This is a genomic window from Burkholderia cepacia GG4 (genome assembly GCF_000292915.1).
GTDB classification, from domain to species: domain Bacteria; phylum Pseudomonadota; class Gammaproteobacteria; order Burkholderiales; family Burkholderiaceae; genus Burkholderia; species Burkholderia cepacia_D.
In genome coordinates, this window is record NC_018514.1 from 2,158,756 (window position 1) to 2,180,835 (window position 22,080).

Here is a 22,080-nt window from a genome sequence, read left to right on the forward strand (position 1 = left end):
GTTCCGTGCGTGCGCCGCCCGCCTCGCACCGGCTTCGGACCGTGTGCGAAGATGGCTGCTCGCCACGACACCCGGAAGCGCCATGGACCGTCTGCAAACGATGCAGATCTATGTACAGATCGTCGAACGCGGCAACTTCACGCAGGCCGCCGATGCGTTGCAGCTGCATCGGCCCGCCGTGACCAAGGCCGTGCAGCAGCTCGAACAGGAACTCGGCGTGCGGCTGCTGAACCGCAGCACGCGCCGCGTCAGCGTGACCGCCGAGGGCGAGGCGTTCCATGCGCGCTGCGTGCAGCTGCTCGGCAGCATCGACGACGCATTCGCGTCGTTCCCGAAGCAGCGCACGGTGCCGAAGGGCCGGTTGCGGCTCGATGTCGCCCTCGCGCTCGCGAAGACGGTCGTCATTCCCGCACTGCCCGAATTCCAGCAACGCTATCCGCAGATCGAGCTCGTGCTCGGCGCGAGCGACCAGCCGGCCGACCTGATCGGCGAAGGCATCGACTGCGTGGTGCGGGTCGGCACGCTGAAGGATTCGAGCATGATCGCGCGCACGGTCGGCGCGGTGCCGATGGTCACGTGCGCGTCGCCTGCGTATGTCGTCCGCCACGGGCTGCCGCGCACGCTCGACGATCTGCGCGCGCATCGCGCGGTCAACTTCTTCACGGGCGCCAATCGCAGGGTGCTCGAATGGACCTTCCGGCCGAACGGCGAAATCGTCGCGATGAAGCTCCCGAGCAGCCTCCTCACGAACAACTCGGAAGCGCTGCTGTCGTGCGGCCTCGCCGGCCTCGGCATCGTGCACGCGTTGCGGCCCGCGCTGCAGCCGTACATCGACTCGGGCCAGCTGGTCGAGCTGATGCCCGGCATTCCGGCCGTGCCGAAACCGGTCTCGGTGATGTACCCGAACCGCACGCACCTGCCCGACAAGGTGCGCGTGTTCAGCGACTGGCTCACCGACTTGTTCGCGCGCCGTTATCCGGCGTAGCGCACGTTCACATCCGCGGCGATTGTTATTCGACGAATAACAATCAGTGACGCCGTCGCGCGTTTATCCGGCACGGGCCGCCGCCTACAGTTCTCCTTCATCAACACCCGTTCATCGAAGGAGTCATCCATGTCCCGTATCGTTCGTTTCCATCGTATCGGCGGCCCCGACGTGCTGCAGATCGACACCGTCGACGTGCCCGCGCCCGGACCCGGCGAAGTACAGCTGCGCGTGAAGGCGATCGGCATCAATCGCGCGGAAGTCATGTACCGCAGCGGCGAATACACGATCCAGCCGCGCTTTCCCGCGTCGCTCGGCTACGAGGCGTCGGGCGTCGTCGCCTCGGTCGGGCCGGACGTGACCGCCTTCGCCGCGGGCGACGCGGTGAGCGTCGTGCCGGCGTTCTCGTTCGCCGACTACGGGATGTACGGCGACGTGGTCAACGTGCCCGTGCATGCGCTCGTCCGCCACCCGGGGAACCTGTCGTTCGAGGAAGCCGCCGCGACGTGGATGATGTTCGTCACGGCCTGGGGCGCGCTGATCGAACTCGGCGGGCTCGAGCGCGGCGACGCGGTGCTGATCGGCGCAGCATCGAGCAGCGTCGGGCTCGCGGCGATCCAGGTCGCGAACCGGGTCGGCGCGGTGCCGATCGCGCTGACGCGCAGCGAATCGAAGCGCCAGGCGCTGCTCGACGCCGGTGCCGCGCACGTGATCGCCGGCAGCCCCGCGGATCTGCCGCAGCAGGTGGCCGAGCTGACCGGCGGCATCGGCGCGCGCATCGCGTTCGATCCGGTCGGCGGCCCCGACGCGGCGAACCTGCTGCGCGCGCTGCGCACGAACGGCACGTTCTTCCAGTACGGCGCGCTCGACCCGCGCGACATCCCGGTCCCGGTGATGGACCTGCTCGCGCGCCACCTGACGCTGCGCGGCTATGAACTGTTCGAGATCACGGGCGACGCGCAGCGCCTCGAACGCGCGAAGCGCTTCATCGTCGACGGGCTCGCGGCCGGCGCGCTGAAGCCGTCGATCGATCGCACCTTCGCGTTCGACGACATCGCGGAAGCCCATCGGTACATGGAAGCCGGCGCGCAGGTCGGCAAGATCGTCGTGACCGTCTGAGCGGCACGGGCGCGGCGTGCCGGATGAAAACGGCGACAAGCCGCGCCGACTCCGGCGCATTCGAGATACCGCAACCGGTCGGGCGACGCACGCATGCGTTCGCTCGTTGCCGGCGCGCCCCTCCTCCGCGCAACATCGCGCACCGGCCGACGCGCCCGCCGGCGCCGCACCGCCCGCCCCGGCAGCCGCGCCCATCCGGCCCCATCACGCCGCGCCGCCCCATCGCATTCCGCACTGATACCCAGTCGAATATTTAATTTTCAACTGGACAAGCACGCCTTTACCCTTTCGGCATCGCATCACCGGGCCACCGGCCCTCCCCTGGAGCACTCCGATGACCGACCCCGGCACCGCGCAAGCCGTTCCCCGCCCGCACGCGGCTTCCGTGGCCTATGGCGCGCTCGCGCTGCTCGTGCTGGCCGGCCTCAACCTGCGCCCGTTCCTGACCGCGTTCGGCCCCGTGCTCGACCTCGTGCGCGCCGACACGGGCCTCGGCTTTCGGGCGGCCGCGCTGCTGACCACGCTGCCGTTCGTGCTGATGGGCGTCGTCGCCGGCATCGGCGTCGGACTCGCGCGGCGCATCGGCGAGCAGCGCGCGCTGAGCACCGCGCTGGCGCTGATTGCCGCGGGTTGCACCGCGCGCCTGTGGACCGGCAGCAGCACCGGCCTGGTCGTCACGGCGATCGTCGCGGGCGCGGGCGTCGCGGTGGTCCAGTCGCTCGCGCCCGGCCTCGCGAAACGCTGGTTCGTCGGCCGGCTGCCGCTCGCGATGGGCCTCTATTCGGCCGCGCTGGTCGGCGGCGGCGCGTTCGGCGCGGTCGCGAGCCCGTGGCTCGCCGCGCATGGCGGCTGGCGTCTGTCGCTGTCGGTGTGGGCCCTGCCCGCGCTCGTCACGCTCGCTCTGTGGCGGGCGAAGGCGCCGCGCGACACCGTGCAGGCGGCAGCAGCAGCGGCGCCCGTCAGCGCGTTCGTGCGGATTCCGCGCGCATGGCAGCTCGCGCTGTTCTTCGGCCTCAGCAACAGCGGCTACGCGAGCCTCGTCGCGTGGCTGGCCGCGTTCTATCGCAGCGTCGGCATGAGCCCGCAGGCAAGCGGCAACCTGCTCGCGTGGATGGCGTTGTTCCAGGCGGTAGGCGCGCTCGCGATGCCGTTGCTCGCGAAGCGTTCGCACGATCGCCGCCCGGTGCTGTGGCTCACGCTCGCGCTGCAGGCGGCCGGCTTCGTCGGCTTCGCGACGATGCCCGCGCTCGCACCGTGGATGTGGGTCGCGAGCGTCGGCCTCGGGCTCGGCGGCTTCTTCTCGATGAGCCTGATCGTCACGCTCGACCACCTGCCCGATGCGCGGCTCGCGGGCGCGCTCGCCGCGTTCGTGCAAGGCGTCGGCTTCCTGACCGTCGCGGCAAGCCCCTGGCTGATCGGCTGGCTGCGCGACGCGGGCGGCGGCTTCGCGATCGCGTGGTGGATGCATATCGGCGTGATCGCGTCGATGGCCGCGTTGAACGCCGCGTTCTCCCCCGCCAGCTATCGGCGCAGCATGGCGCGCCTCACCGGCGCCGCGCACTGAACCGGATTCCCTGATCAGGACGGCCGCCGGCATCGTCCGGCGACCGTCCAGCCGCCCGCGCATGGCCGGGCGCGGGCCGTCACGCCCACCGGCCGCACGTTCGCTTCACCACAAACAACATCAATCGGTAATGGAGACAATCATGAAAAAACTCGTCATCGCCGTCGCGCTCGCGCTGACGGCAGGCGCCGCTGCCGCGAAAGATCCGGCGGTCCTGCGCCTCGGCGTCGATCCCAGCTACGCGCCGTTCGAATCGCTCGCGCCGGACGGCAAGCTCGTCGGCTTCGACATCGATCTCGGCAACGCGATCTGCGAACGCATGAAGGTGCGCTGCGTGTGGGTCGAGAACGCATTCGACGGGATGATCCCGGCGCTGAAGGCGCGCAAGTTCGACGGCGTGCTGTCGTCGATGAGCGTGACCGAGAAGCGCCTCACGCAGATCGCGTTCACGGACAAGATCAACAACGTGCCGCCGCGCCTCGTCGCGCGGCGCGGCTCGAACCTGCAGCCGACGGCCGAGTCGCTCGCCGGCAAGAGCGTCGGCGTCGAGCAGGGGTCGACGCAGGAAACCTATGCGCGCACGTACTGGGAACCGAAAGGTGTGATCGTGCGCACGTACCAGACCCAGGATCTCGTCTATCAGGATTTGATTTCCGGTCGCCTCGACGCATCGCTGCAGTCGTCGGTGCAGGCCGATCTCGGGTTCCTGAAGACCGCGAAGGGCGCGAACTTCGAATTCGCGGGGCCGGCGCTGCATGATCCGAAGACGCTTGGCGTCGGCTCGGCGATCGGCATGCGCAAGGACGACGACGCGCTCCGTACGCAGATCAACCAGGCGCTCGCGAGCCTGATTCAGGACGGGACGTATCAGCGGATCGCAAAGAAGTATTTCTCGTTCGATATCTATAACTGACGGACGGACGCGGCGGCCGCGGCGGGTGGCGGGTGGCGGGTGGCGGGTGGAAAATGCGTGCACCGAAACGGGCGTCGTCGGTATGTCGGTATATATGCGCATCCACAACGTGAGCGCGTTCGATTATGTTGACCGAAGCCGGCCGACTTCCGGGTTCGAAGAACATGCCACCTCTTGTCCGTTCATTGCTCGGCTGGCTGATCGTCGCGTCATTGATGCTCGGCGTTGCCGGCTGCGACAAAACGATCGATACGCTGCCGATCGCATCGGCCAACGGATACCGGCATGGGCAACCGGTACCGTTGAACCGGCAACAGCTCCTCGTTCTGGCGCAGTGGATCGACGCGCGTCGTAGCGGCTGGCGCGGCCTCATGGAAACGCCACCCGTGCCGTCCATCGGCATCACCATCACCTACACGGACGGCCGTTACGGTTCGTTCGAGATCTGGCAAGACGTACACAGTGGTGGCGGCGTCGTCTATCGCTACATCTACGATCGCACCCCGGGAGCCAAACCCGTGCTGCCCTTGGAACGACGCTTGTCCGAGCAGGACATCCTGGCGTTTCGTGCCATTACCGCCCACCTCGGCGAATCGCCGCATTGCCCGCTACCTTGGTGCCGGCAAGCGAGCGCTCCCCGCCTTTTGCGGACACCGCGCGCCCGGAGGACAATACCTGCGTGACCCTCTCGCGAGGTTGCGCAACATGGTCAAGTTCCAGCCCGACGGGTGGCATACCGTCACGCCTCGGATCGTCGTGCCCGATCCCGAGCACCTGGTCGCCTTCATCAGGTCGGTGTTTCACGCGCAAGGCGAATTCCGCCCCGGACTGCCTGCCGAACTCCGGATCGGCGATTCCGTCGTGATGGTGAGCGGCGGAGACGGCGTTCGCGATGCGATGCCGGCGTTCCTGTACGTCTACGTCGAGAACGCCGATTCGACCTATCGGCGAGCGCTTGGCGCGAATGCAATTTCGCTCGAAGCGCCGGCCGACATGCCATACGGCGACAGACGAGCGATGGTCAGGGATCCGTGGGGAAACACCTGGCAGATCGCCACGCACCGGCGCGACCTGTCGACTGCCGAGATCCGGTCGCGGCTGCCCGACGGCGGGTAGCGGAGCCGGGGCCGCGGTACGATTCGGGTTGCGGCCCCGACAATCGGCACGCCGTTCTCCACGACACCGCCTCCGCCCTCCGCCTCACCCTTCTGTCGCAGCCGTCCAGATTCGCGTCGCGTGCAGATAAAAACTTCCGTTCCCCGCCGCCGTTAACCCGTTCGCAGTCCAGGCGCCCCGCATTGCGACGCGGCGCCCGTCGTCGTTCGTGATCCGGAATCCATCTCCGCCGTCGGCCGCCCTGCGGGCCTGCGGCAAGGGAACGTCATGCGAAAACTCACTATCCGCGGTGGCCTCGTCGCCACCGTCACCGGCTATACCGTGCTGCTCGTGCTGGTCGTCGGCGCCTGCATCGCCGCGCTCTACGCCGGCAACGGCTCGCTCGAGGCGATGTACCGCGACGACACCGCGTCGCTGCTGCACCTGAAAACCAGCTCGGAACGCATGCTCGTGCTACGCGAACGCGTGAGCGACGTCGCGCAGATCATCAGCGCCGGCCAGCCTGCCAAGGCGGAAATCGCGCAGCTCCATACGCTCCTCCAGCAGAGCGACGACGAACTGGACGCGTACGCGCGCCTGCATGTACGCGACGCCGGCGAGCAGACCCTGTTCGACACGCTTCGCAATCGCCGCCGCACGCTGCTCGACCAAGTGTTCCTGAAGGCGCTGTCGCAACTCGACCACGACAACGCATTCGACTTCCTCGACACGCACCGCACTGCACCGCCGGCGCTGTTCGCCGCCTACCAGGAAGCGATCGACGCGCTCGAAACGTTCCAGGTCGCTCGCCAGAAGGCCCGCTACGATGCGGCCGGCGAGCGCTTTCAGCGGATCGTGTGGACCATGGCGGCGGTGGCCGCGCTCGCGCTGGTCGTCGGCTTCGTTGCGCAGCGCGTGCTCACGAAGGCGATCATCGCGCCGATCCATCTCGCCGTCGCGCATTTCGACCGGATCTCGAAAGGCGACCTGACCGGCACGGTCGTCATTCCCGGTGAAAACGAAATGGCGTACCTGTTGCATGCGCTGAAGCGGATGCAGGACGGTCTCGTCGACACCGTGAACCAGGTGCGCACGAGCACGGAGACGATCGTCGGCGACGTCCGCACGATCGCGAGCGGCAACGTCGATCTTTCCGCGCGCACCGAGCAGCAGGCGGTATCGCTGCAGCAGGCCGCGGCGAGCGTGGAGCAGCTGACCGCAACCGTACGCCAGAACGCGGACAACGCGCGCGATGCACGCACTTATGCAGCGGGCGCGGCCGGCATCGCAACGAGGGGCGGAGACGCGATGCAGCGCGTCGTCGAAACGATGTCGGCGATATCACACAGCGCCGCGCGAATCTCCGGCATCGTCGGCGTGATCGAGAGCATCGCGTTCCAGACGAACATCCTCGCATTGAACGCCGCCGTCGAGGCGGCACGCGCGGGCGAACAGGGGCGCGGCTTCGCGGTAGTCGCAACCGAGGTGCGCGGGCTCGCGCAGCGCTGCGCGGCGGCGGCGAAGGAAATCCGCGAACTCATCGGCAATTCGACGCAACGCGTCGAAGACGGCAGCGGTCTCGTTGCGCTCGCAGGTTCGGCAATGACCGAGCTCGTCGCCGCGGTCGAGCGTGTGAACGCGATCATGGGCGAAACGAGCATCGCGTTCGACGAGCAGTCGGCCGGTATCGAGCAGGTGAATGCCGCCGTGATCCAGATGGAGCAGACGATGCAGCGCAACGCCGCGCTGGTCGAGGAAGCGGCCGCCGCGGCGCTGTCGCTCGAGGATCAGGGCGCGCGGCTGAGCGATGCCGTCGCGCAATTCCGTCTTCGCGAAGCGGCGGCGTAATGTAAGCGGCGCGGCTCCGGATTGCGGGGTGACCGACACCTCACGACACCGGGCCGCAGCCCGGTGTCGTTGCCGGCAAAATGGGGATCGTCCGGTGTACGGCTCGCGTCTAGACTGCCCGTTCCAGCAGGTCCGTCGCGAAAGACTGCGCATGCGCGACGGCCTCCTGCGCATCGGGGAATACACCGAGCTGCTCCCAGTGCTCTTCGGCCGCGTAGGTTCCCCTCACCGCCAGCGCCCGCTGAACACGCAACTGCGCCGCGTAGCTGCCGTCGTCCAGTGGCCGGGCCGTCGCGACGACCTTGTGCGGCGGGCTCGCTCGCTCCGGCTGAACCAGCTCGACGGAGCCACCGGCCGTGCCGACAGTCATCAACTCGTTCCTGGCCTTGCAGTCCGGACAATAGAAGCACCATCCCGCGTCATCCTGCTGGGACCTGACCTGCCCGCGCGCCAGCACGGCACGACATTCAACGTTTTCGCAGATGAACGGCATAGCAGTCTCCGAAGTTGTTTGACGGAAATCCTAGCATGTCCATCGGCGGCCAACCATCGGCTTTGTTGCCGTGCCGATGCGTCGGCTCGCGCGCCCACTACCACCCGGGGATACACTGTCCGTCCGATCACCGAACCGAGACATTCCCCATGCTGATCCGCGTTGCGACCCCGTCCGATGCCGCCCCGCTTGCCGAGTTGAAACGCGACACGTTTCGCGAAACCTTTCTGCATGACGGATACGGCATCGACTACCCGCCGAACGATCTTGCCGCATACGAGGCCGACAGCTACTCGGTGGAAACGGTCACGCGCCAGCTCAACGATCCGCAGTGCCGGACGTGGGTCGCCGAAAGCGATGACGGCCGGCTCGTCGGCTATGCGCACGCAGGACCGTGCAAGCTCCCGCACCCGGAAGTCGCGGACGGTTCGGGGGAGATCCATCAAATCTATCTTCGGCGCAGTACCCAGGGAACCGGCGCCGGACGCGCATTGTTCGACTCCGCGCTGGATTATCTGGCGGCGGAGCGCCCCGGCCCGATATGGCTAGGCGTGTGGTCCGGCAACACGAAGGCGATCGCTTTCTACGAGAAGGCGGGCTTCAAGCGGGTCGGCACGTACGATTTCAAGGTCGGCGAATCGGCCGACCTGGAGTTCATCTACCGTCGCTGACGCCAGGGCTGGCGAACCCTGCGCGATTGACGCGTCCTGACCCATCGGGTCATCTTGAATCCATGCAGCTCGATCCGATTTCCCTCGCAACGGTCATCACGACGACGCCCATCGGCAACGGTGGGTCGTCCGGGATACGCACGCGGTAACCTTCGCAGCTGCATGTCACCAGCGCCCGCCGGCAAGCGACGGGGCGCTTCGCGTTGACGGCTCCATGCTTGCTCCGGCATCACATTAGCCAGGAGTCGCCATGAACGAAGTCGATCGTCGAAGCCGGAGCAGCGAGCACGAGGTGCTGCTCGTCGTCTCGATTCAAACCCTTCCCGGAAAGCGTCACGAGCAGATTGCCGCATTTGAACGCCTGGCGCCCATTGTGCGGGCCGAACCCGGGTGTCGCCAGTACAACCTGCATCCCGTCGTCGGCGACGAGAACGGCTTCGTGCTGATCGAACGCTGGGCATCGGCACAAGCGCTGGCCGCTCACGACGTGACGCCTCACATGATCGCCAACGACGCACGGACCGCGGCGTTCAGGGCCGCACCCGCGAAGGTGCTGCGGCTGGCGCCCGACAGTGTCGCGTAGATGGAACGACGCCGGCCCGAACCGGTCCGGCGTCGTCCGCATGCGATCGCTCAGTAGTGACTGCGCCCCCACAGCGTCTTCGGCTCGTCGAGCAGGCGCCGCAACCCGCTACGTTCGATCATGGTCGCCGCGACCTCCATCACGCGTTCGAGAATCTCGTTCTCGTCGACCGACAGCACGCGACGATCCTCCATCAACACTTGGCCGCCGACCATCGTCATGCACACGTCGGCCGCGTTCGCAAAACACGTCACGCGATACACGGGCATGTTCATCGGCATCATGTGCGGACGGAACAGGTCGACGAGGATGACGTCGGCAAGCTTGCCGGCTTCCAGCGAGCCGATCTCGTGATCGAGCGACAGCGCCTTCGCCGCGTCGATCGTCACCATCTCCAGCACCTTGCCGTGCGGCAGCACGTCCGGGTCGCGGAAATGGCGACGATGGTAGTGCATGCACTGCCACATGTGACGGAACATGTCGTAGCCGCGATCAGGCGCCGCGCCGTCCGACGCGATCGCGACCGTCACGCCCGCATCGATCAGTTCGGGCACCGGGCAGCGGCCGATGATCGACATGATCGCGCTCGGGTTGTGGATGATCGCGGTGCCGGTTTCCACGCACGCGGCGATGTCGTCATCGGTCAGGTCGATGCTGTGCGACATGAACGACGTCGGGCCGAGCAGCCCGAGCTCGCGATGCGCGAACGCGAGCGTGCCCGCGCGGTGCCCGTCCTGCGTGAACGTCAGCCCGCGCGCGCGCGCGAGTGCGCCGTAGCGCGCAGCCTGGTCGCGGAATTCGCGCTCGTACTGCGCGAGCTCCGGGTCATGCTCCGGCCCGTAGACCGGCAGTGTCACCGCGATCTTGATTCGGCCGTCGGCATCGCCGTGGCACGAGTCGATGATGTCTTCGCATACGTCGTACATCGTGTCGAAGTCGATGTCGCGCGTGTCGCTGCCGTCCGGCGTGTGGCGCGTGTACGCACGCGGCGCGGGCGGGCGCGACGGGCCGACCGCGACGATCGAGCGCGTGCCGGTGCGCACGACCGCGTCGCAATGGCGCCGCGCGTAGACAGGATCGTCGACGCGCATGATCGAGTTGCCGCCGCCGAGCAGCGACACGCCCGTCGTCACGCCGGCCTTCAGCCGTTCGAGCGCCGCGAGATGCGATTCGGTTTCCCAGAACGCCTCGTCCGACGCGCGCGTGTAGATCGTCTCGGCCGCGGCCGACCAGGCGTCGCCGTCCGCGCCGCCGATCGTGCGCAGCATCGCGTGGCCCGCGTGCGCATGCGAATCGATCAGGCCCGGCAACACGGCCTTGCGGCGCGCGTCGATCGTGCGCGCGGCGCGGTAGCGCGCCTGCAATTCGGCGGTGTCGCCGACGGCGACGATCCGGTCGCCCTTCACGGCGACCGCGCCGTTCTCGATCACGCGCCGCTGCGGGTCCATCGTGATCACGCAGCCGTTCGCGATCAGGGTGTCGATCGCTTCGCGCGTGCCGGCGGCTTGGTCCTCGGTAGTCATCGATGAGTGTCCTGTTGTGGTTCTGAATGATCGGGATGCCGTCGAACGGAAAAACCGCCGGGCGGCTGCCCGGCGGCTCGACGGCGACATCCCGCCTGCGTGGTCACGCGGAGCCGACCGGCGCTGCCACCCGTGCCTTCAGCTTGCGCTGTACCGCGCTGATCGCGATGAACACCACCGCGTTCGCGGCGAGCGCGACGAGCCCGGGGTTGATCGACGTCAGCGTGCTCGATGCGCCGGGGAACAGCGCTGCGAGCGTCACGCCGTAGTAGTTCGTCATCGCGATCACGATCGCACCGGCGACGATCCCCGCGAATGCGCCTTCCCGCGTGCCGAACGGCCGCTTCAGGAAGCTCGACGCGAGCATCGGCACGAGCTGCGTGAGCAGGCTCGACGAGAAGATCGCGAGCGTGACGAAGGTTGCACCGCCGCGCAGCACGAAGTAGACGACCACCAGCGTGAAGATCGGCAGCGCGATCCGCGCGACGCGCGTCACCTCGCGGTCGGTCGCATTCGGTGCGAAGCCTTCGCGGTAGATGTTGCGCGCGATCGTCGTCGACGCGTTCAGCATGATCAGCGAGCCCGGCACCAGCGCGGTCAACAGACCCGTGCCGCCGACGATGCCGACGAACCACGCGGGGAACGTCTGCTTCACGAGGCGCAGCAGTGCGAGGTCGGTCTGTGCACCTTCGAGCCCGTGCACCGTCATCACGGCCGCGAAGCCGACGAGGAACAGGAACGCGATCAGCACCTGGTACAGCGGCATCAGGATCACGTTGCGGCGCAGCGCGCGTTCGTCCTTCGCGACGTAGATCGCGGTGAAGCCGTGCGGGTACAGGTAGTAGCCGAGCGACGTGAGCAGGATCGTCGAGTTGTACCAGCTCAGGTTGAAGCCGTGCTCGGGCATGCGCAGCAGCTCCGGATGCGCGGCGTCGATCTTCGCGAACATCTCGCCGAGGCCGCCGTAGTAGTGCATCGGCAGGTACAGGCCGAGGAAGATCGCGATCGCGAGGATCAGCACGTCCTTGAAGATTGCGATGCTCGCCGAGCCGTGGATGCCCGATACGACCATGTAGACCGCCATCAGCGTCGCGGCGATCCAGATCGCGGCCGATTGCGGAATCAGCCCGTACGACATCTCCGACACGATCACGCCGAGGCCGCGCAACTGGATCATCAGCAGCGACACCATCGCGAACACGGCGACGACCGACACCAGCACGCCGATCGCGCGGCTGTCGTACTTCGACGCGAAGTAATCGGCGAACGACACGAGTCCGCGCTCCTTCGCATAGCGCCACACCGCGGGCAGCATCCAGTAGCCGATCACGAACGCGAGGCAGCCGTACGACAGGATGTAGAACGCGGGCACGCCCTTGCTGTAGGTCCAGCCGCTCGCGCCGAGGAACGAGAACGTCGAGAACGCCTCGCCGGCCATCAGCAGGAACGTGAGCAGCGAGCCGAAGCCGCGCCCGCCGACCGCCCACTGTTCGAGCGTGAGCTTGCGGCCGCGCCGCGCATTCACGCCGATCGCGAGCGCGAACACGGCGAACGCCGCGATGATGATGATCGATGCGTTCATCGCGCGTCTCCCGTGCGGCCGTCGCGGGCCGCGTCGCGCTCGTCGAGATGGAACAGGATCGCGAGGATCGCGGCAGTCGCCGCCATCCAGATCAGGTTCCACACGAGCAGGAACGGCAGCCCGAACAGCAGCGGCCGCACCTCCGCGATCGAGCCGCCGGTGTACATCCCGACGAACGGCAGCGCCGCCAGCAACAATTTGAATTTCATTTGAGTCTCCTCCGGAAGACACGCGAACGCGTCAGAACATCAGAACTTCTGGCGGATGCCGACCACCACCGCCACTTGCGACGTCGTCGTCGACGGACCATCGGTACCGTCGATCCACGCATGGCCGACGCCCGACGACGCCTTCTGGTAGAAGCCGTTCACGTACACGTCGGTGCGCTTGGACAGCAGGTACTGCATGCCGGCGGACACCTGCTGATAGTGACCGTCGTCGCCGCCGCGCGAGACCTTCGTATACGTGTAGCCGGCCGCGGCCATCAGCGCGGGCGTGATCAGGTAGCGCACGCTGCCTTCGTAGTTGCTGAAGCGCAGCGCGCCGCCCGTCGCCTGGCCGAAGTTCGAGCCCGTGTACAGCAGCCCGAGCGTCGCCTGCCCGATCGCGTAGCTCGCGCCCGCGCCCCAGATCTGCTGGCGCACCGCGCTCGACAGGCCGGCGCCGAACACCGACGCCGATCCCGGGTAGTAGTTGTCGGATGCGACCGCGCCGGTCGCGCTGGCCGCCGGATGGTTCACGCGCGTATAGGCGGCGCCCGCGTTCAGCGGCCCGTGCGCATACGTGACGCCCGCGCTCCAGCTGTTGTCGTTCGCGAAGCCCGTCGCGTTCGAGAACCCGTACATCAGGTTCGCCTGCAGGCCGGCGATCGTCGGCGACACGTACTTGACCGCGTTGTTGGTGCGGAACGTGTTGTTGATGTCGTCGTTGTCGAACGGGTGCGTCGAGTACTGCGCGAGGAAGCTGCTCATCTGCAGCGAGCCGAGGATGTCCTGGGTCGAGTTGTACTGGCGGCCGAGCGTCACCGCGCCCCAGTTCGCGCCGCTCAGGCCGACCCATGCGGAGCGGCCGAACATCCGGCCGCCCTGCCCGAGCGCGCCGTTCGCGACGTTGAAGCCGTTCTCGAGCCGGAAGTTCGCCTTCAGGCCGCCGCCGAGATCTTCAGAACCGATCAAGCCCCAGCGCGGGCCCGATTCGTTGCCGCCCGTGAATTGCCACAGCGAATGACCCTTCGCGTTGTTCGTGTAGGTCACGCCGGCGTCGACGATCCCGTACAGCGTCACCGTCGACTGCGCGTGCGCGGCGCCGGCGAACAACATCGCGATGGCCGCGCTCATGCACGCGGCGCCCGTCTTCGTACCCATCATTCGCACCATCTCCGTCATCTCCTCTCCAAACCGTCTTGTCGATGTTGTGTTTTGTTGATGCTGGCCATACGCGCCGGTCGGCTTGCATGGACAGTGGCTGGATGGTATCCAGCCGCAATCGCATCAAGAAATGAAATGTTCAACTGGCCGGCAGTTGAAAATCGAATAGGGGACGAATGGAGGGGTAGGCGCGACCATGAAAGCAAATAGAAAGCAAGCAGGCCCGCTGGACGGGGCGTGTTTTGCTCAGACGTGAATGGCTCGCGTAAGCAAGCTGACGAAACGGCGACGCGCGAGGCGCCTATACGGTTTTCCCTGATAGCCCGTGCATCGGCCGCCGTAATGCGGCATCGAACGGGTTCGTGCGCGGGCCGATCGCGGCGGCCTGGCGCCTGAGCAGTTCGACGACCATCGGCATCCGGTCGTCGCCGAGGCGCGACGCCAGCGTACCGACGCTCAGCGCGCCGACCGGATAACCGGTACGGTCGAGGATCGGCACCGCGACGCCGGCCATCCCGTCGAGCACGCCGCTGTTGCGGCCCGCGTAGCCGAGCTGGCGCACGCGTTCGATCTCGGTGCGCAGGTAGACCTCGTCGAGCACACCGTAGCCTCGAACGCGCGGCACGTTGAAGCGGATCACTTCCTCGCGCTCGGCTTCCGGCAGGAACGCGAGGATTGCGAGGCTGCCCTGTCCGACGCCGAGCGCGACGCGCCCGCCGATGTCGCCGGTGAACGACCGGATCGGGAATGGCCCTTCGCACAGATCGAGACACACCGCGTCGAAACCGCTCTTCACGAGCAGGAAGATCGTCTCGCCGAGACTCGCGCATAGCCGCAGCAGCGCGGGCCGGCACAGCGTGCGCATGCTGCTCGGGTTGCCGGCCAGCGCGGCGAGCGCGAAGAAATCGACGCTCAGCCGGTACAGCTTCGACTGTTCGTCCTGCTCGACCATCCCTTCGGCGATCAGCGACTGCAGGATCCGGTGCGCGGTGCCCTGCGTGAGGCCGACGGCCTTCGCGAGGTGCGTGACGCGCACGCCGTCCTGCTGCATGCCGGCCAGTGCGCGCAGGATCGCGAATGCACGCTGCAGCATGCCGGTGCCCGCCGCGCCGGCCGCATCGGCCACCTCGGCGGCGGTGTCCTCGTCCGGGTCCGACATGCGCGCGGCCGGCGACGTTCCGGGCGAATGGGATTCCTGCATGCCGGCTCTCCTCGATGATTTCAATGAACGGAATATGCGAGCCGCCATTGTCGTCTCGCCGGAATGCCGCGGGCATCCGGGTGTGCACGGGATTGACGCGCGCTTTTCACCGCTTGGCCGTCCTCCATTGAACGGAACGATTTTCAGGCGCTTCTTCAAATCATTCCGTTCAATGGAATTTTTCAGAAATTTATCCCGGTGAGCAGAATTCTAAATTGACGCTCCGAAATATGGTTGGCTAGAGTCCGCGTCAATGACGCACCGGCCATCCGGTGTGCGAACCCGGAGCTCCCCATGTCGTTTCTCACGCTTACGGATCTGACGAAATCGTTCGGCGAGCTCACCGCCGTCGCCGACGTCAACCTGTCGGTCGAACAAGGCGAATTCGTGTCGCTGCTCGGGCCGTCGGGCTGCGGCAAGACCACGACGCTGCAGATGATCGCCGGCTTCGTCGACGTCACGCGCGGCCGCATCGCGCTCGACGGACAGGACATCACGCACATGAAGCCGAACCGGCGCGGGCTCGGCATCGTGTTCCAGAGCTATGCGCTGTTTCCGCACATGAGCGTCGCGGAGAACGTCGGCTTCGGTCTCGACATGCGCGGCGTCGACAAGGCCGAGCGCGCCGAGCGCATCCGCGCAGCGCTCGCGCTCGTGCGCCTCGATGCGCTCGCGCACCGCTTTCCGCGTGAATTGTCCGGCGGGCAGCGGCAGCGCGTCGCGATCGCACGTGCGGTCGTGATCGAACCGCCGGTGCTGCTGCTCGACGAGCCGATGTCGAACCTCGACGCGAAGCTGCGCGAAGAGATGCAGTTCGAACTGCGCGCGATCCAGCGCAAGATCGGCACGACGACGATCATGGTCACGCACGATCAATCGGAAGCGCTGTCGATCAGCGATCGCGTGGTCGTGATGGAAGCCGGCCGCATCACTCAGACTGACACGCCGTACCGCGCGTACGAACGCCCGGAGAACCACTTCGTGTCGCAGTTCATCGGCAAGGCGAACCTGCTGCCCGGCACGATCGTCGCGCAGGACGACGACGCGATCCGCATCGACCTCGGCCACGATCTCGCGGAGACGGGCCGCGCCGCGCACCTGCCGGCGCGCGAACGCGACATGCGCATCGGCGACGCCGTGTCGGTATGCATCCGTCCCGAGAAGCTGCGGCTGTGCGCGCCGGGCGCGGGCCGCTTCGCCGCGACCGTCACGAGCCGTTTCTTCCTCGGCAGCCAGTGGCTGTACCGCGTCGACAGCGCGCTCGGCGAAGTGCTCGTGTGCTGCCAGAACGAAGGCGCGGAGCCGCTCGCGGAAGGCGCGCCGGTCGGCGTCGACTGGCACAGCGACGCGGTGCGCGTGATGCGCCGGGAGGCCTGAATGGGACAGCCTACCCGCCCGCTCTCGACCGACGGCGCGCCGGCCGGGCTCGCGCAATCGGCCGCGGCTTCCGCGGATGCCGTGCCGCCCCGTGCCTGCGGCGGCCCCACGCTGCGCGCGACGTGGCGCGCGCACGCGCCGCTGTGGCTGATGTGCACGCCCGCATCCGCGCTGTTCGCCGCACTCGTGCTCGTGCCGCTCGCGATGACCTTCGCGCTCACGTTCTACCGTTACGACCCGGCCACCGGCCCGATCGCTGCGTTCCAGTTCGGTAACTACGCGGAGGTGCTCGGCTCATCGTATTTCCATACGATCTTCGCACGCACGTTCGGCATCGCCGCGCTGACCACCGCGATCTGCGTCGCAATCGGCACGCCCGAAGCGTACGTGCTGTCGAAGATGCGCGATCCGTGGCGCTCGCTGTTCCTGCTCGTCATCCTCGCTCCGCTGCTCGTGTCGGTCGTCGTGCGAGCGTTCGGCTGGAGCATGCTGCTGAACACGAGCGGACTCGTGAACCAGGCGTTCGGGCTCGTCGGCCTCGGGCCGTACAAGCTCGAATACACGACGTTCGCGATCGTGATCGCGCTGGTGCACGTGATGTTGCCGTTCATGGTGATTCCCGTATGGACTGCGCTGCAGCGGCTCGATCCGCAGACCGAGTACGCGGCACTGTCGCTCGGCGCATCGCCGTTCACGACGCTGCGCCGCATCGTGGTGCCGCAACTGATGCCGGGCGTGCTGTCGGGCAGCCTGATGGTGTTCGGGTTGTCGGCGAGCGCGTTCGCAATTCCCGGCCTGCTCGGCGGACGCCGGTTGAAGGTCGCGGCGACCGCCGTCTACGACGAATTCCTCGGTTCGCTGAACTGGCCGCTCGGCGCGACGATCGCGGTGCTGTTGCTGGTCGCGAACCTCGTCGTGATGCTCACCTACTACCGCGTGCTCGAACGCCGCTATGCGCGCAGCCTCGGAGGCGCTTCCCGATGAGAAAAAACGGCCCCTTCGCCCTGGCGTTCCACACGCTCGTGATCCTGTTCGTGCTCGCGCCGCTCGTGATCGTCGTGCTCGTCGCGTTTACGCCCGGCGAAACGCTGACGCTGCCGACGCATGGCCTGTCGCTACGCTGGTTCCGCGCGATCCTCGACTATCCGGACTTCGTCACCGCATTCGCCAACAGCGTGAAGCTCGCGTTCGCGTCGGCGACGCTGTCGCTCACAATCGCGTTGCCCGCCGGACTCGCGATCGGCCGCGCGGCGTTTCCCGGCCGCGCGTTCCTGAACGGCCTGTTGCTGTCGCCGCTCGTGATCCCCGGCCTCGTGCTCGGCATCGCGCTGCTGCGCTTCTTCGCACTGATCGGCGCAACCGGTTCGTTCGCGTGGCTGGTGGTCGCGCACATGATCGTCATCACGCCGTTCGTGATGCGGCTCGTGCTCGCGTCCGTCGCCGGCCTCGACCGCAGCGTCGAGCAGGCTGCGTGCTCGCTCGGCGCCGATCCGTGGACGACGTTCCGCCGCATCACGCTGCCGATGATCGTGCCGGGCATCACCGGCGGCTGGCTGCTCGCGTTCATCAACAGCTTCGACGAGCTGACCATGTCGATCTTCGTCACGTCGCCGCAGACGGTCACGCTGCCGGTGCGCATGTACATGTACGCGACCGAATCGATCGATCCGATGATGGCGTCGGTATCGGCGCTGGTCATCTTCATCACCGCCGGCGCGATGCTGCTGCTCGATCGCGTGTACGGCCTGAACCGCATCCTGATCGGCCAACACTGATGTCGACTGCCACTTCCCGTTCAACCGAAACCCCGGACGAAGGCGCGCAGTTCGTGCGCGTCGCCGAACGCGAGCGCGCCGCCATCGCGTTCACCCTCGACGGCCGCCACGCGCAGGCGCTCGCCGGCGACACCGTGCTCACCGCGATCCTTGTCGCGCAGCGCCGCGTGCGCGTGAGCGAATTCAGCGGCAAACCGCGCGCGGGCTTCTGCCTGATCGGCGCATGCCAGGACTGCTGGGTGCGCACCGAGGCCGGCGCACGCGTGCGCGCATGCTCGACGCCGATCGCCGAAGGCATGCGGATTCTCACCGGCGCGCAGCCCGCCGTGGCCGGAGACGCATCATGAGCGACGCACTGCGACCGGTGATCGTCGGCGCGGGGCCGGCCGGCGTGCGTGCCGCCGAGGCGCTGGTCGACGCGGGGCTGCGCCCCGTCGTGATCGACGAGAACGCGCGCTGGGGCGGACAGATCTACCGCCAGCCGCCGGCGGACGGTACGTTCGCGCGCGGCAAGCGCGTGCTGTACGGCTTCGAGGCCGCGAAGGCCGATGCCGTGCACCAGACGATGGCCGCGCTGCTGCCGCACGTCGACTATCGGCCGAACACGCTCGCATGGGCGTGTGGCGCGGGCCGTGTCGACACGCTGCAGGACGGCCGCGAAACGACCGTGCCGTTCTCGCACCTGATCGTCGCGAGCGGTGCGACCGATCGCATGCTGCCGGTGCCGGGATGGACGCTCGCGGGCGTCTATACGCTCGGCGGTGCGCAGGTCGCGCTGAAGTCGCAGGGCTGCGCGATCGGCAGCCGCATCGTGTTCGCGGGCACGGGGCCGTTGCTGTATCTCGTCGCGTATCAGTATGCGAAGGCCGGCGCGCAGGTCGCGGCCGTGCTCGACACGAGCCCGCTGCGCCAGCAGGCGGCCGCCGTCCCTGCGCTGCTGCGCATGCCGTCGACCTTCGCGAAGGGGCTGTACTACATCGGCTGGCTGCGCGCGCACGGCGTCGCGATCGAAACCGGCGTCACGCTCGAGCGCGTGCTCGGCGAGCGGCACGTGACGGGCCTCGCATGGCACGCGGCCGGCGGCGATGCGCCGCCGCGGATGATCGACTGCGATGCGCTCGGCCTCGGCTTCGGGCTGCGTTCGGAAACGCAGCTCGCGGATCTCGCCGGCTGCCGGTTCCGATTCGATCTGCTCAACAGCGCATGGCTGCCGGAACGCGACGCGGCCGGCCGCACGTCGGTGCGCGGCATCTACGTCGCGGGCGATGGCGCCGGCATCGCGGGCGCCGACGCGGCCGAGGCGTCCGGACGACGCGCGGCGCTCGCGCTGCTCGACGATGCGGGCATCGTGACGCCATCGTCGCCGCCGTCGCTGGCCGGCAAGCCCGATGTGGCGACGCTCGATCGCACGCTTGCCCGGCTCGGCGCGTTCCGCGCGGGCCTCGAAGCGGCGTTCGCACCGCCGGCCGCGCTCGCCGCGCGCTGCCCCGACGACACGATCGTGTGCCGCTGCGAGGAGATCGACGCGGGCACGCTGCGGCGCTGCATCCGCGGCGGCGAAGCGACCGAACTGAATCGGTTGAAAGCGCTGACACGCGCCGGGATGGGCCGCTGCCAGGGCCGCATGTGCGGCGACGCGACCGCGCTCGTGCTGGCCGCCGAAACCGGCCGCCCGCTCCCGGAGGTCGGGCGGTTGCGTGCGCAACCGCCGGTGAAGCCGTTTCCGATCTCCGCCGCACTCGCGGGCGACGAGGTCGCGGCGATTCCCGACGAGGCACGCGATGAATGAACTCCGTCACTACGACGTCGCGATCGTCGGCGGCGGGCTCGTCGGCGCGTCGGCTGCACTGGCGCTCACCCGACGCGGGCTGCGCGTCGCGCTGTTGGAGCGTCGCGACTGCGGTGCGCAGGCGAGCGGCGTGAACTACGGCGGCGTGCGCTGCCAGGGTCGTCCCGCCGAACAGCTGCCGCTCGCGCTGCGCGCGCGGCGCATCTGGGATCGCCTGCCCGAGCTGATCGGCATCGACGGCGAATTCGTCGTGTCGGGCCACTTGCGACTCGCGCGCAGCGACGCCGATCTCGATGCGCTGGATGCCTACGCGGCGCTCGCCGGCGAGCACGGCCTGTCGCTGCAGGTGATGCGCGGCGACGCGTTCCACCGCCGCTATCCGTGGCTCGGCCGCGCGGCGGTCGGCGGCTCGCTGTGCACGACCGACGGGCACGCGAACCCGCGCATCGTGTCGCCCGCGTTCGCGCGCGCGGCCCGCGTGGCGGGCGCCGAGGTATTCGAGCACACACCGGTCGACGACGTCCGGCACGACGGCACGCGCTTTCACGTCCATGCGGGCGGCCGTGCATGCACCGCGACGTGGCTGATCAACTCGGCAGGCGCATGGGCGAACACGATCGCCGAACGCTTCGGCGAAGCCGTGCCGATGGAGCCGATCTACCCGAACATGTGGGTGACCGAACCGCTGCCGCCATTCATCACGCACAACCTCGGCGTGTACGGCGGCGGCGTGTACGCGCGGCAGGTCGCGCGCGGCAACTGCGTGATCGGCGGCGGGCGCGGCCGCGGCGACGGTGAATTCGGCCAGCCGTCGGTCGACGCGACGCGCGCGGCGATGCGCGATGCATGCGCGCTGCTGCCCGCGCTGCGCGACGCGCTGCTGATCCGCACGTGGAGCGGTGTCGAAGGCTGCACGCCCGACCACAACCCGATCATCGGCGCGAGCCGTACCACGCCGAACCTGCTGCATGCATTCGGTTTTTCCGGCGGCGGCTTCCTGCTCGCGCCCGGCGTCGGCGAGGTGCTCGCCGATCTCGTCACGACCGGCGAATCCGCCACGCCACTCGATGCATTCTCGATCGGCCGCTTTGCACCGCAAACTGCGCCGACCGCCCCTTTCCGTCAAGAGGAGACCCACAAGTGAAACTGCTCGGAACGATCGCGGCGGCTGCCGCCCTCTGCATCGCAGGCGCCGGCGCGCCCGCGTTCGCGCAAACGAAGACGATCTACGTCGGCATGAACGGCGGGCCGATGGAGAAGGCCTATACGAGCCAGGTGCTGCCCGACTTCGAGAAGGCGAACAACGTGAAGGTCGTCGTCGTGCCCGGCACGTCGTCGGACGTGCTCGCAAAGCTGCTCGCGAACCGCAACAAGCCGCAGATCCACGTCGCGTTCCTCGACGACGGCGTGATGGCGCGCGCGGTCAGCCTCGGCGTATGCCAGAAGCTCGACGATTCGCCTGTGCTCAAGGAGCTGTATCCGTTCGCGCGGATGAAGGACGACGTCGGCGCGGGCGTGCAGCTCGGGATGACCGGCATCGCGTACAACAAGAAATTGTTCGCGGAGAAAGGCTGGGCGCCGCCGACGTCGTGGATGGATTTCGCCGACCCGAAATACAAGGGCAAGGTCGTGTTCCAGTCCGCGTCGAGCAGCACGTTCGGGCTGCATGGCTTCCTCGCGATCAACCGGCTGCTCGGCGGCAACGAACAGAACGTCGAGCCCGGCTTCAGCAAGTGGGCGAGCACGGTCGGCCCGAACGTCGTCGAGTACATCCCGAACTCGGCGAAGATCTCCGAGATGGTGCAGACGGGCGAAGCCGGCCTGTTCCCGCTGACGCCGACTGGCGTCGGCGACCTGCAGGACAAGGGCATTCCGGTCGCGTATGCGAATCCGAAGGAAGGACCGGTGCTGCTGCTCGTCGACCTGTGCGTGGTCGCGAACAATCCGGACCCGCAACTGGCCCAGAAGCTCGCGCAGTTCCTGCTGTCCGCGCCCGCGCAGACGAAGGCGGCCGAGGCCGGCAAGCAGATCCCGACCAACCGCCTCGCAAAGATGCCCGCCGCAATGCAGCAAAGCCTCGGCAACGTCGACGATCTGGTGCGCAAGGTGACGGTGGTCGACTGGACGGCAATCAATGCGCGCCGTGCGCAGTGGGATACGCGCTGGAACCGGCAGATCGAGCGGTGACGGACCCC

General features: G+C 67.9%; 24 protein-coding genes. 17 read left to right on the forward strand and 7 right to left on the reverse strand.

Annotated elements, in window-relative coordinates:
- Window positions 1-82: 82 nt before the first annotated feature.
- The gene (locus GEM_RS25280; RefSeq protein WP_014900257.1) at window positions 83-985 is read left to right on the forward strand and encodes a LysR family transcriptional regulator; all 903 of its coding nucleotides are present in this window, start codon (window positions 83-85) and stop codon (window positions 983-985) included.
- Here the strand turns inward: GEM_RS25280 and GEM_RS32005 are convergent.
- Window positions 973-1,116 carry a hypothetical protein gene (locus GEM_RS32005; protein ID WP_187293258.1) on the reverse strand — a complete coding sequence of 48 codons (144 nt, stop codon included), beginning with the start codon at window positions 1,114-1,116 and terminating at the stop codon, window positions 973-975. The two genes, GEM_RS25280 and GEM_RS32005, sit on opposite strands and share 13 nt — an antisense overlap.
- Here GEM_RS32005 and GEM_RS25285 point away from each other — a divergent pair.
- From GEM_RS25285 to GEM_RS25310, 6 genes are all read left to right on the forward strand, one after another.
- On the forward strand, window positions 1,115-2,104 hold the full coding sequence (locus GEM_RS25285) for a zinc-dependent alcohol dehydrogenase family protein (RefSeq protein WP_014900258.1): 990 nt from the start codon (window positions 1,115-1,117) through the stop codon (window positions 2,102-2,104). The genes GEM_RS32005 and GEM_RS25285 overlap by 2 nt on opposite strands.
- Before the next feature lie 334 nt (window positions 2,105-2,438).
- The gene (locus GEM_RS25290) at window positions 2,439-3,668 is read left to right on the forward strand and encodes a cyanate transporter (protein ID WP_014900259.1); all 1,230 of its coding nucleotides are present in this window, start codon (window positions 2,439-2,441) and stop codon (window positions 3,666-3,668) included.
- A gap of 142 nt (window positions 3,669-3,810) precedes the next feature.
- Window positions 3,811-4,581 carry an ABC transporter substrate-binding protein gene (locus tag GEM_RS25295; protein ID WP_014900260.1) on the forward strand — a complete coding sequence of 257 codons (771 nt, stop codon included), beginning with the start codon at window positions 3,811-3,813 and terminating at the stop codon, window positions 4,579-4,581.
- Window positions 4,582-4,706: 125 nt separating this feature from the next.
- Entirely contained in the window at window positions 4,707-5,264 is a 558-nt protein-coding gene (locus GEM_RS25300) for a hypothetical protein (protein WP_014900261.1), read from the forward strand.
- Window positions 5,265-5,286: 22 nt separating this feature from the next.
- Entirely contained in the window at window positions 5,287-5,697 is a 411-nt protein-coding gene (locus tag GEM_RS25305) for a VOC family protein (RefSeq protein WP_014900262.1), read from the forward strand.
- Window positions 5,698-5,964: 267 nt separating this feature from the next.
- A complete protein-coding gene (locus GEM_RS25310; RefSeq protein WP_014900263.1) occupies window positions 5,965-7,524 on the forward strand; it encodes a methyl-accepting chemotaxis protein in 1,560 nt (519 codons plus the stop codon).
- 109 nt (window positions 7,525-7,633) lie between these two features.
- Here GEM_RS25310 and GEM_RS25315 read toward each other — a convergent pair whose 3' ends face one another.
- Window positions 7,634-8,017: a hypothetical protein gene (locus GEM_RS25315; protein WP_014900264.1), complete on the reverse strand. Its 384-nt coding sequence runs from the start codon at window positions 8,015-8,017 to the stop codon at window positions 7,634-7,636.
- Between the two features lie 35 nt (window positions 8,018-8,052).
- On the opposite strand from GEM_RS25315, the gene GEM_RS25320 reads away from it, so the two are divergent.
- Both GEM_RS25320 and GEM_RS25325 read left to right on the forward strand, forming a co-directional pair.
- Window positions 8,053-8,688 (forward strand): GNAT family N-acetyltransferase, encoded by a 636-nt coding sequence (locus GEM_RS25320; RefSeq protein ID WP_272148405.1) that lies wholly within the window; start codon window positions 8,053-8,055, stop codon window positions 8,686-8,688.
- Window positions 8,689-8,938: 250 nt separating this feature from the next.
- Complete coding sequence (locus tag GEM_RS25325; RefSeq protein ID WP_014900266.1) at window positions 8,939-9,271, forward strand: putative quinol monooxygenase; 333 nt, start codon at window positions 8,939-8,941, stop codon at window positions 9,269-9,271.
- Window positions 9,272-9,321: 50 nt separating this feature from the next.
- Here GEM_RS25325 and GEM_RS25330 read toward each other — a convergent pair whose 3' ends face one another.
- The 5 genes from GEM_RS25330 to GEM_RS25350 all read right to left on the reverse strand — a co-directional run bounded on the left by GEM_RS25330 (window position 9,322) and on the right by GEM_RS25350 (window position 14,944).
- On the reverse strand, window positions 9,322-10,794 hold the full coding sequence (locus GEM_RS25330; protein WP_014900267.1) for an amidohydrolase family protein: 1,473 nt from the start codon (window positions 10,792-10,794) through the stop codon (window positions 9,322-9,324).
- Window positions 10,795-10,897: 103 nt separating this feature from the next.
- The gene (locus tag GEM_RS25335) at window positions 10,898-12,376 is read right to left on the reverse strand and encodes a sodium:solute symporter family protein (RefSeq protein ID WP_014900268.1); all 1,479 of its coding nucleotides are present in this window, start codon (window positions 12,374-12,376) and stop codon (window positions 10,898-10,900) included.
- Entirely contained in the window at window positions 12,373-12,585 is a 213-nt protein-coding gene (locus GEM_RS25340) for a DUF3311 domain-containing protein (RefSeq protein WP_014900269.1), read from the reverse strand. The genes GEM_RS25335 and GEM_RS25340 overlap by 4 nt, the downstream gene beginning before the upstream one ends.
- Window positions 12,586-12,624: 39 nt before the next feature.
- Window positions 12,625-13,752 carry a porin gene (locus tag GEM_RS25345; protein ID WP_014900270.1) on the reverse strand — a complete coding sequence of 376 codons (1,128 nt, stop codon included), beginning with the start codon at window positions 13,750-13,752 and terminating at the stop codon, window positions 12,625-12,627.
- Between the two features lie 292 nt (window positions 13,753-14,044).
- Window positions 14,045-14,944 carry an IclR family transcriptional regulator gene (locus tag GEM_RS25350; protein WP_014900271.1) on the reverse strand — a complete coding sequence of 300 codons (900 nt, stop codon included), beginning with the start codon at window positions 14,942-14,944 and terminating at the stop codon, window positions 14,045-14,047.
- Here GEM_RS25350 and GEM_RS30565 point away from each other — a divergent pair.
- From GEM_RS30565 to GEM_RS25385, 8 genes are all read left to right on the forward strand, one after another.
- Window positions 14,943-15,146, forward strand: coding sequence for a hypothetical protein (locus GEM_RS30565; RefSeq protein ID WP_187293259.1), 204 nt, complete (start codon window positions 14,943-14,945; stop codon window positions 15,144-15,146). The two genes, GEM_RS25350 and GEM_RS30565, sit on opposite strands and share 2 nt — an antisense overlap.
- Before the next feature lie 92 nt (window positions 15,147-15,238).
- Complete coding sequence (locus GEM_RS25355) at window positions 15,239-16,321, forward strand: ABC transporter ATP-binding protein (RefSeq protein WP_014900272.1); 1,083 nt, start codon at window positions 15,239-15,241, stop codon at window positions 16,319-16,321.
- Window positions 16,322-17,305: an ABC transporter permease gene (locus GEM_RS25360; RefSeq protein ID WP_014900273.1), complete on the forward strand. Its 984-nt coding sequence runs from the start codon at window positions 16,322-16,324 to the stop codon at window positions 17,303-17,305.
- On the forward strand, window positions 17,302-18,096 hold the full coding sequence (locus tag GEM_RS25365) for an ABC transporter permease (RefSeq protein ID WP_014900274.1): 795 nt from the start codon (window positions 17,302-17,304) through the stop codon (window positions 18,094-18,096). Before GEM_RS25360 ends, GEM_RS25365 begins: the two co-directional genes overlap by 4 nt.
- Window positions 18,096-18,443: a (2Fe-2S)-binding protein gene (locus tag GEM_RS25370; RefSeq protein WP_014900275.1), complete on the forward strand. Its 348-nt coding sequence runs from the start codon at window positions 18,096-18,098 to the stop codon at window positions 18,441-18,443. The genes GEM_RS25365 and GEM_RS25370 overlap by 1 nt, the downstream gene beginning before the upstream one ends.
- Window positions 18,440-19,885 carry an NAD(P)/FAD-dependent oxidoreductase gene (locus GEM_RS25375; RefSeq protein ID WP_014900276.1) on the forward strand — a complete coding sequence of 482 codons (1,446 nt, stop codon included), beginning with the start codon at window positions 18,440-18,442 and terminating at the stop codon, window positions 19,883-19,885. The genes GEM_RS25370 and GEM_RS25375 overlap by 4 nt, the downstream gene beginning before the upstream one ends.
- The gene (locus GEM_RS25380) at window positions 19,878-21,029 is read left to right on the forward strand and encodes an NAD(P)/FAD-dependent oxidoreductase (protein ID WP_014900277.1); all 1,152 of its coding nucleotides are present in this window, start codon (window positions 19,878-19,880) and stop codon (window positions 21,027-21,029) included. Before GEM_RS25375 ends, GEM_RS25380 begins: the two co-directional genes overlap by 8 nt.
- The gene (locus GEM_RS25385) at window positions 21,026-22,072 is read left to right on the forward strand and encodes an ABC transporter substrate-binding protein (RefSeq protein WP_014900278.1); all 1,047 of its coding nucleotides are present in this window, start codon (window positions 21,026-21,028) and stop codon (window positions 22,070-22,072) included. The genes GEM_RS25380 and GEM_RS25385 overlap by 4 nt, the downstream gene beginning before the upstream one ends.
- Window positions 22,073-22,080: the final 8 nt, after the last annotated feature.

Coding starts and splice junctions, on each gene's coding strand:
- GEM_RS25280 (WP_014900257.1), top strand. CDS start 83: ATGGACCGTCTGCAAACGATGCAGATCTATGTACAGATCGTCGAACGC.
- GEM_RS25285 (WP_014900258.1), top strand. CDS start 1,115: ATGTCCCGTATCGTTCGTTTCCATCGTATCGGCGGCCCCGACGTGCTG.
- GEM_RS32005 (WP_187293258.1), bottom strand. CDS start 1,116: ATGGATGACTCCTTCGATGAACGGGTGTTGATGAAGGAGAACTGTAGG.
- GEM_RS25290 (WP_014900259.1), top strand. CDS start 2,439: ATGACCGACCCCGGCACCGCGCAAGCCGTTCCCCGCCCGCACGCGGCT.
- GEM_RS25295 (WP_014900260.1), top strand. CDS start 3,811: ATGAAAAAACTCGTCATCGCCGTCGCGCTCGCGCTGACGGCAGGCGCC.
- GEM_RS25300 (WP_014900261.1), top strand. CDS start 4,707: ATGTTGACCGAAGCCGGCCGACTTCCGGGTTCGAAGAACATGCCACCT.
- GEM_RS25305 (WP_014900262.1), top strand. CDS start 5,287: ATGGTCAAGTTCCAGCCCGACGGGTGGCATACCGTCACGCCTCGGATC.
- GEM_RS25310 (WP_014900263.1), top strand. CDS start 5,965: ATGCGAAAACTCACTATCCGCGGTGGCCTCGTCGCCACCGTCACCGGC.
- GEM_RS25315 (WP_014900264.1), bottom strand. CDS start 8,017: ATGCCGTTCATCTGCGAAAACGTTGAATGTCGTGCCGTGCTGGCGCGC.
- GEM_RS25320 (WP_272148405.1), top strand. CDS start 8,053: ATGTCCATCGGCGGCCAACCATCGGCTTTGTTGCCGTGCCGATGCGTC.
- GEM_RS25325 (WP_014900266.1), top strand. CDS start 8,939: ATGAACGAAGTCGATCGTCGAAGCCGGAGCAGCGAGCACGAGGTGCTG.
- GEM_RS25330 (WP_014900267.1), bottom strand. CDS start 10,794: ATGACTACCGAGGACCAAGCCGCCGGCACGCGCGAAGCGATCGACACC.
- GEM_RS25335 (WP_014900268.1), bottom strand. CDS start 12,376: ATGAACGCATCGATCATCATCATCGCGGCGTTCGCCGTGTTCGCGCTC.
- GEM_RS25340 (WP_014900269.1), bottom strand. CDS start 12,585: ATGAAATTCAAATTGTTGCTGGCGGCGCTGCCGTTCGTCGGGATGTAC.
- GEM_RS25345 (WP_014900270.1), bottom strand. CDS start 13,752: ATGGTGCGAATGATGGGTACGAAGACGGGCGCCGCGTGCATGAGCGCG.
- GEM_RS30565 (WP_187293259.1), top strand. CDS start 14,943: ATGCCGGCTCTCCTCGATGATTTCAATGAACGGAATATGCGAGCCGCC.
- GEM_RS25350 (WP_014900271.1), bottom strand. CDS start 14,944: ATGCAGGAATCCCATTCGCCCGGAACGTCGCCGGCCGCGCGCATGTCG.
- GEM_RS25355 (WP_014900272.1), top strand. CDS start 15,239: ATGTCGTTTCTCACGCTTACGGATCTGACGAAATCGTTCGGCGAGCTC.
- GEM_RS25360 (WP_014900273.1), top strand. CDS start 16,322: ATGGGACAGCCTACCCGCCCGCTCTCGACCGACGGCGCGCCGGCCGGG.
- GEM_RS25365 (WP_014900274.1), top strand. CDS start 17,302: ATGAGAAAAAACGGCCCCTTCGCCCTGGCGTTCCACACGCTCGTGATC.
- GEM_RS25370 (WP_014900275.1), top strand. CDS start 18,096: ATGTCGACTGCCACTTCCCGTTCAACCGAAACCCCGGACGAAGGCGCG.
- GEM_RS25375 (WP_014900276.1), top strand. CDS start 18,440: ATGAGCGACGCACTGCGACCGGTGATCGTCGGCGCGGGGCCGGCCGGC.
- GEM_RS25380 (WP_014900277.1), top strand. CDS start 19,878: ATGAATGAACTCCGTCACTACGACGTCGCGATCGTCGGCGGCGGGCTC.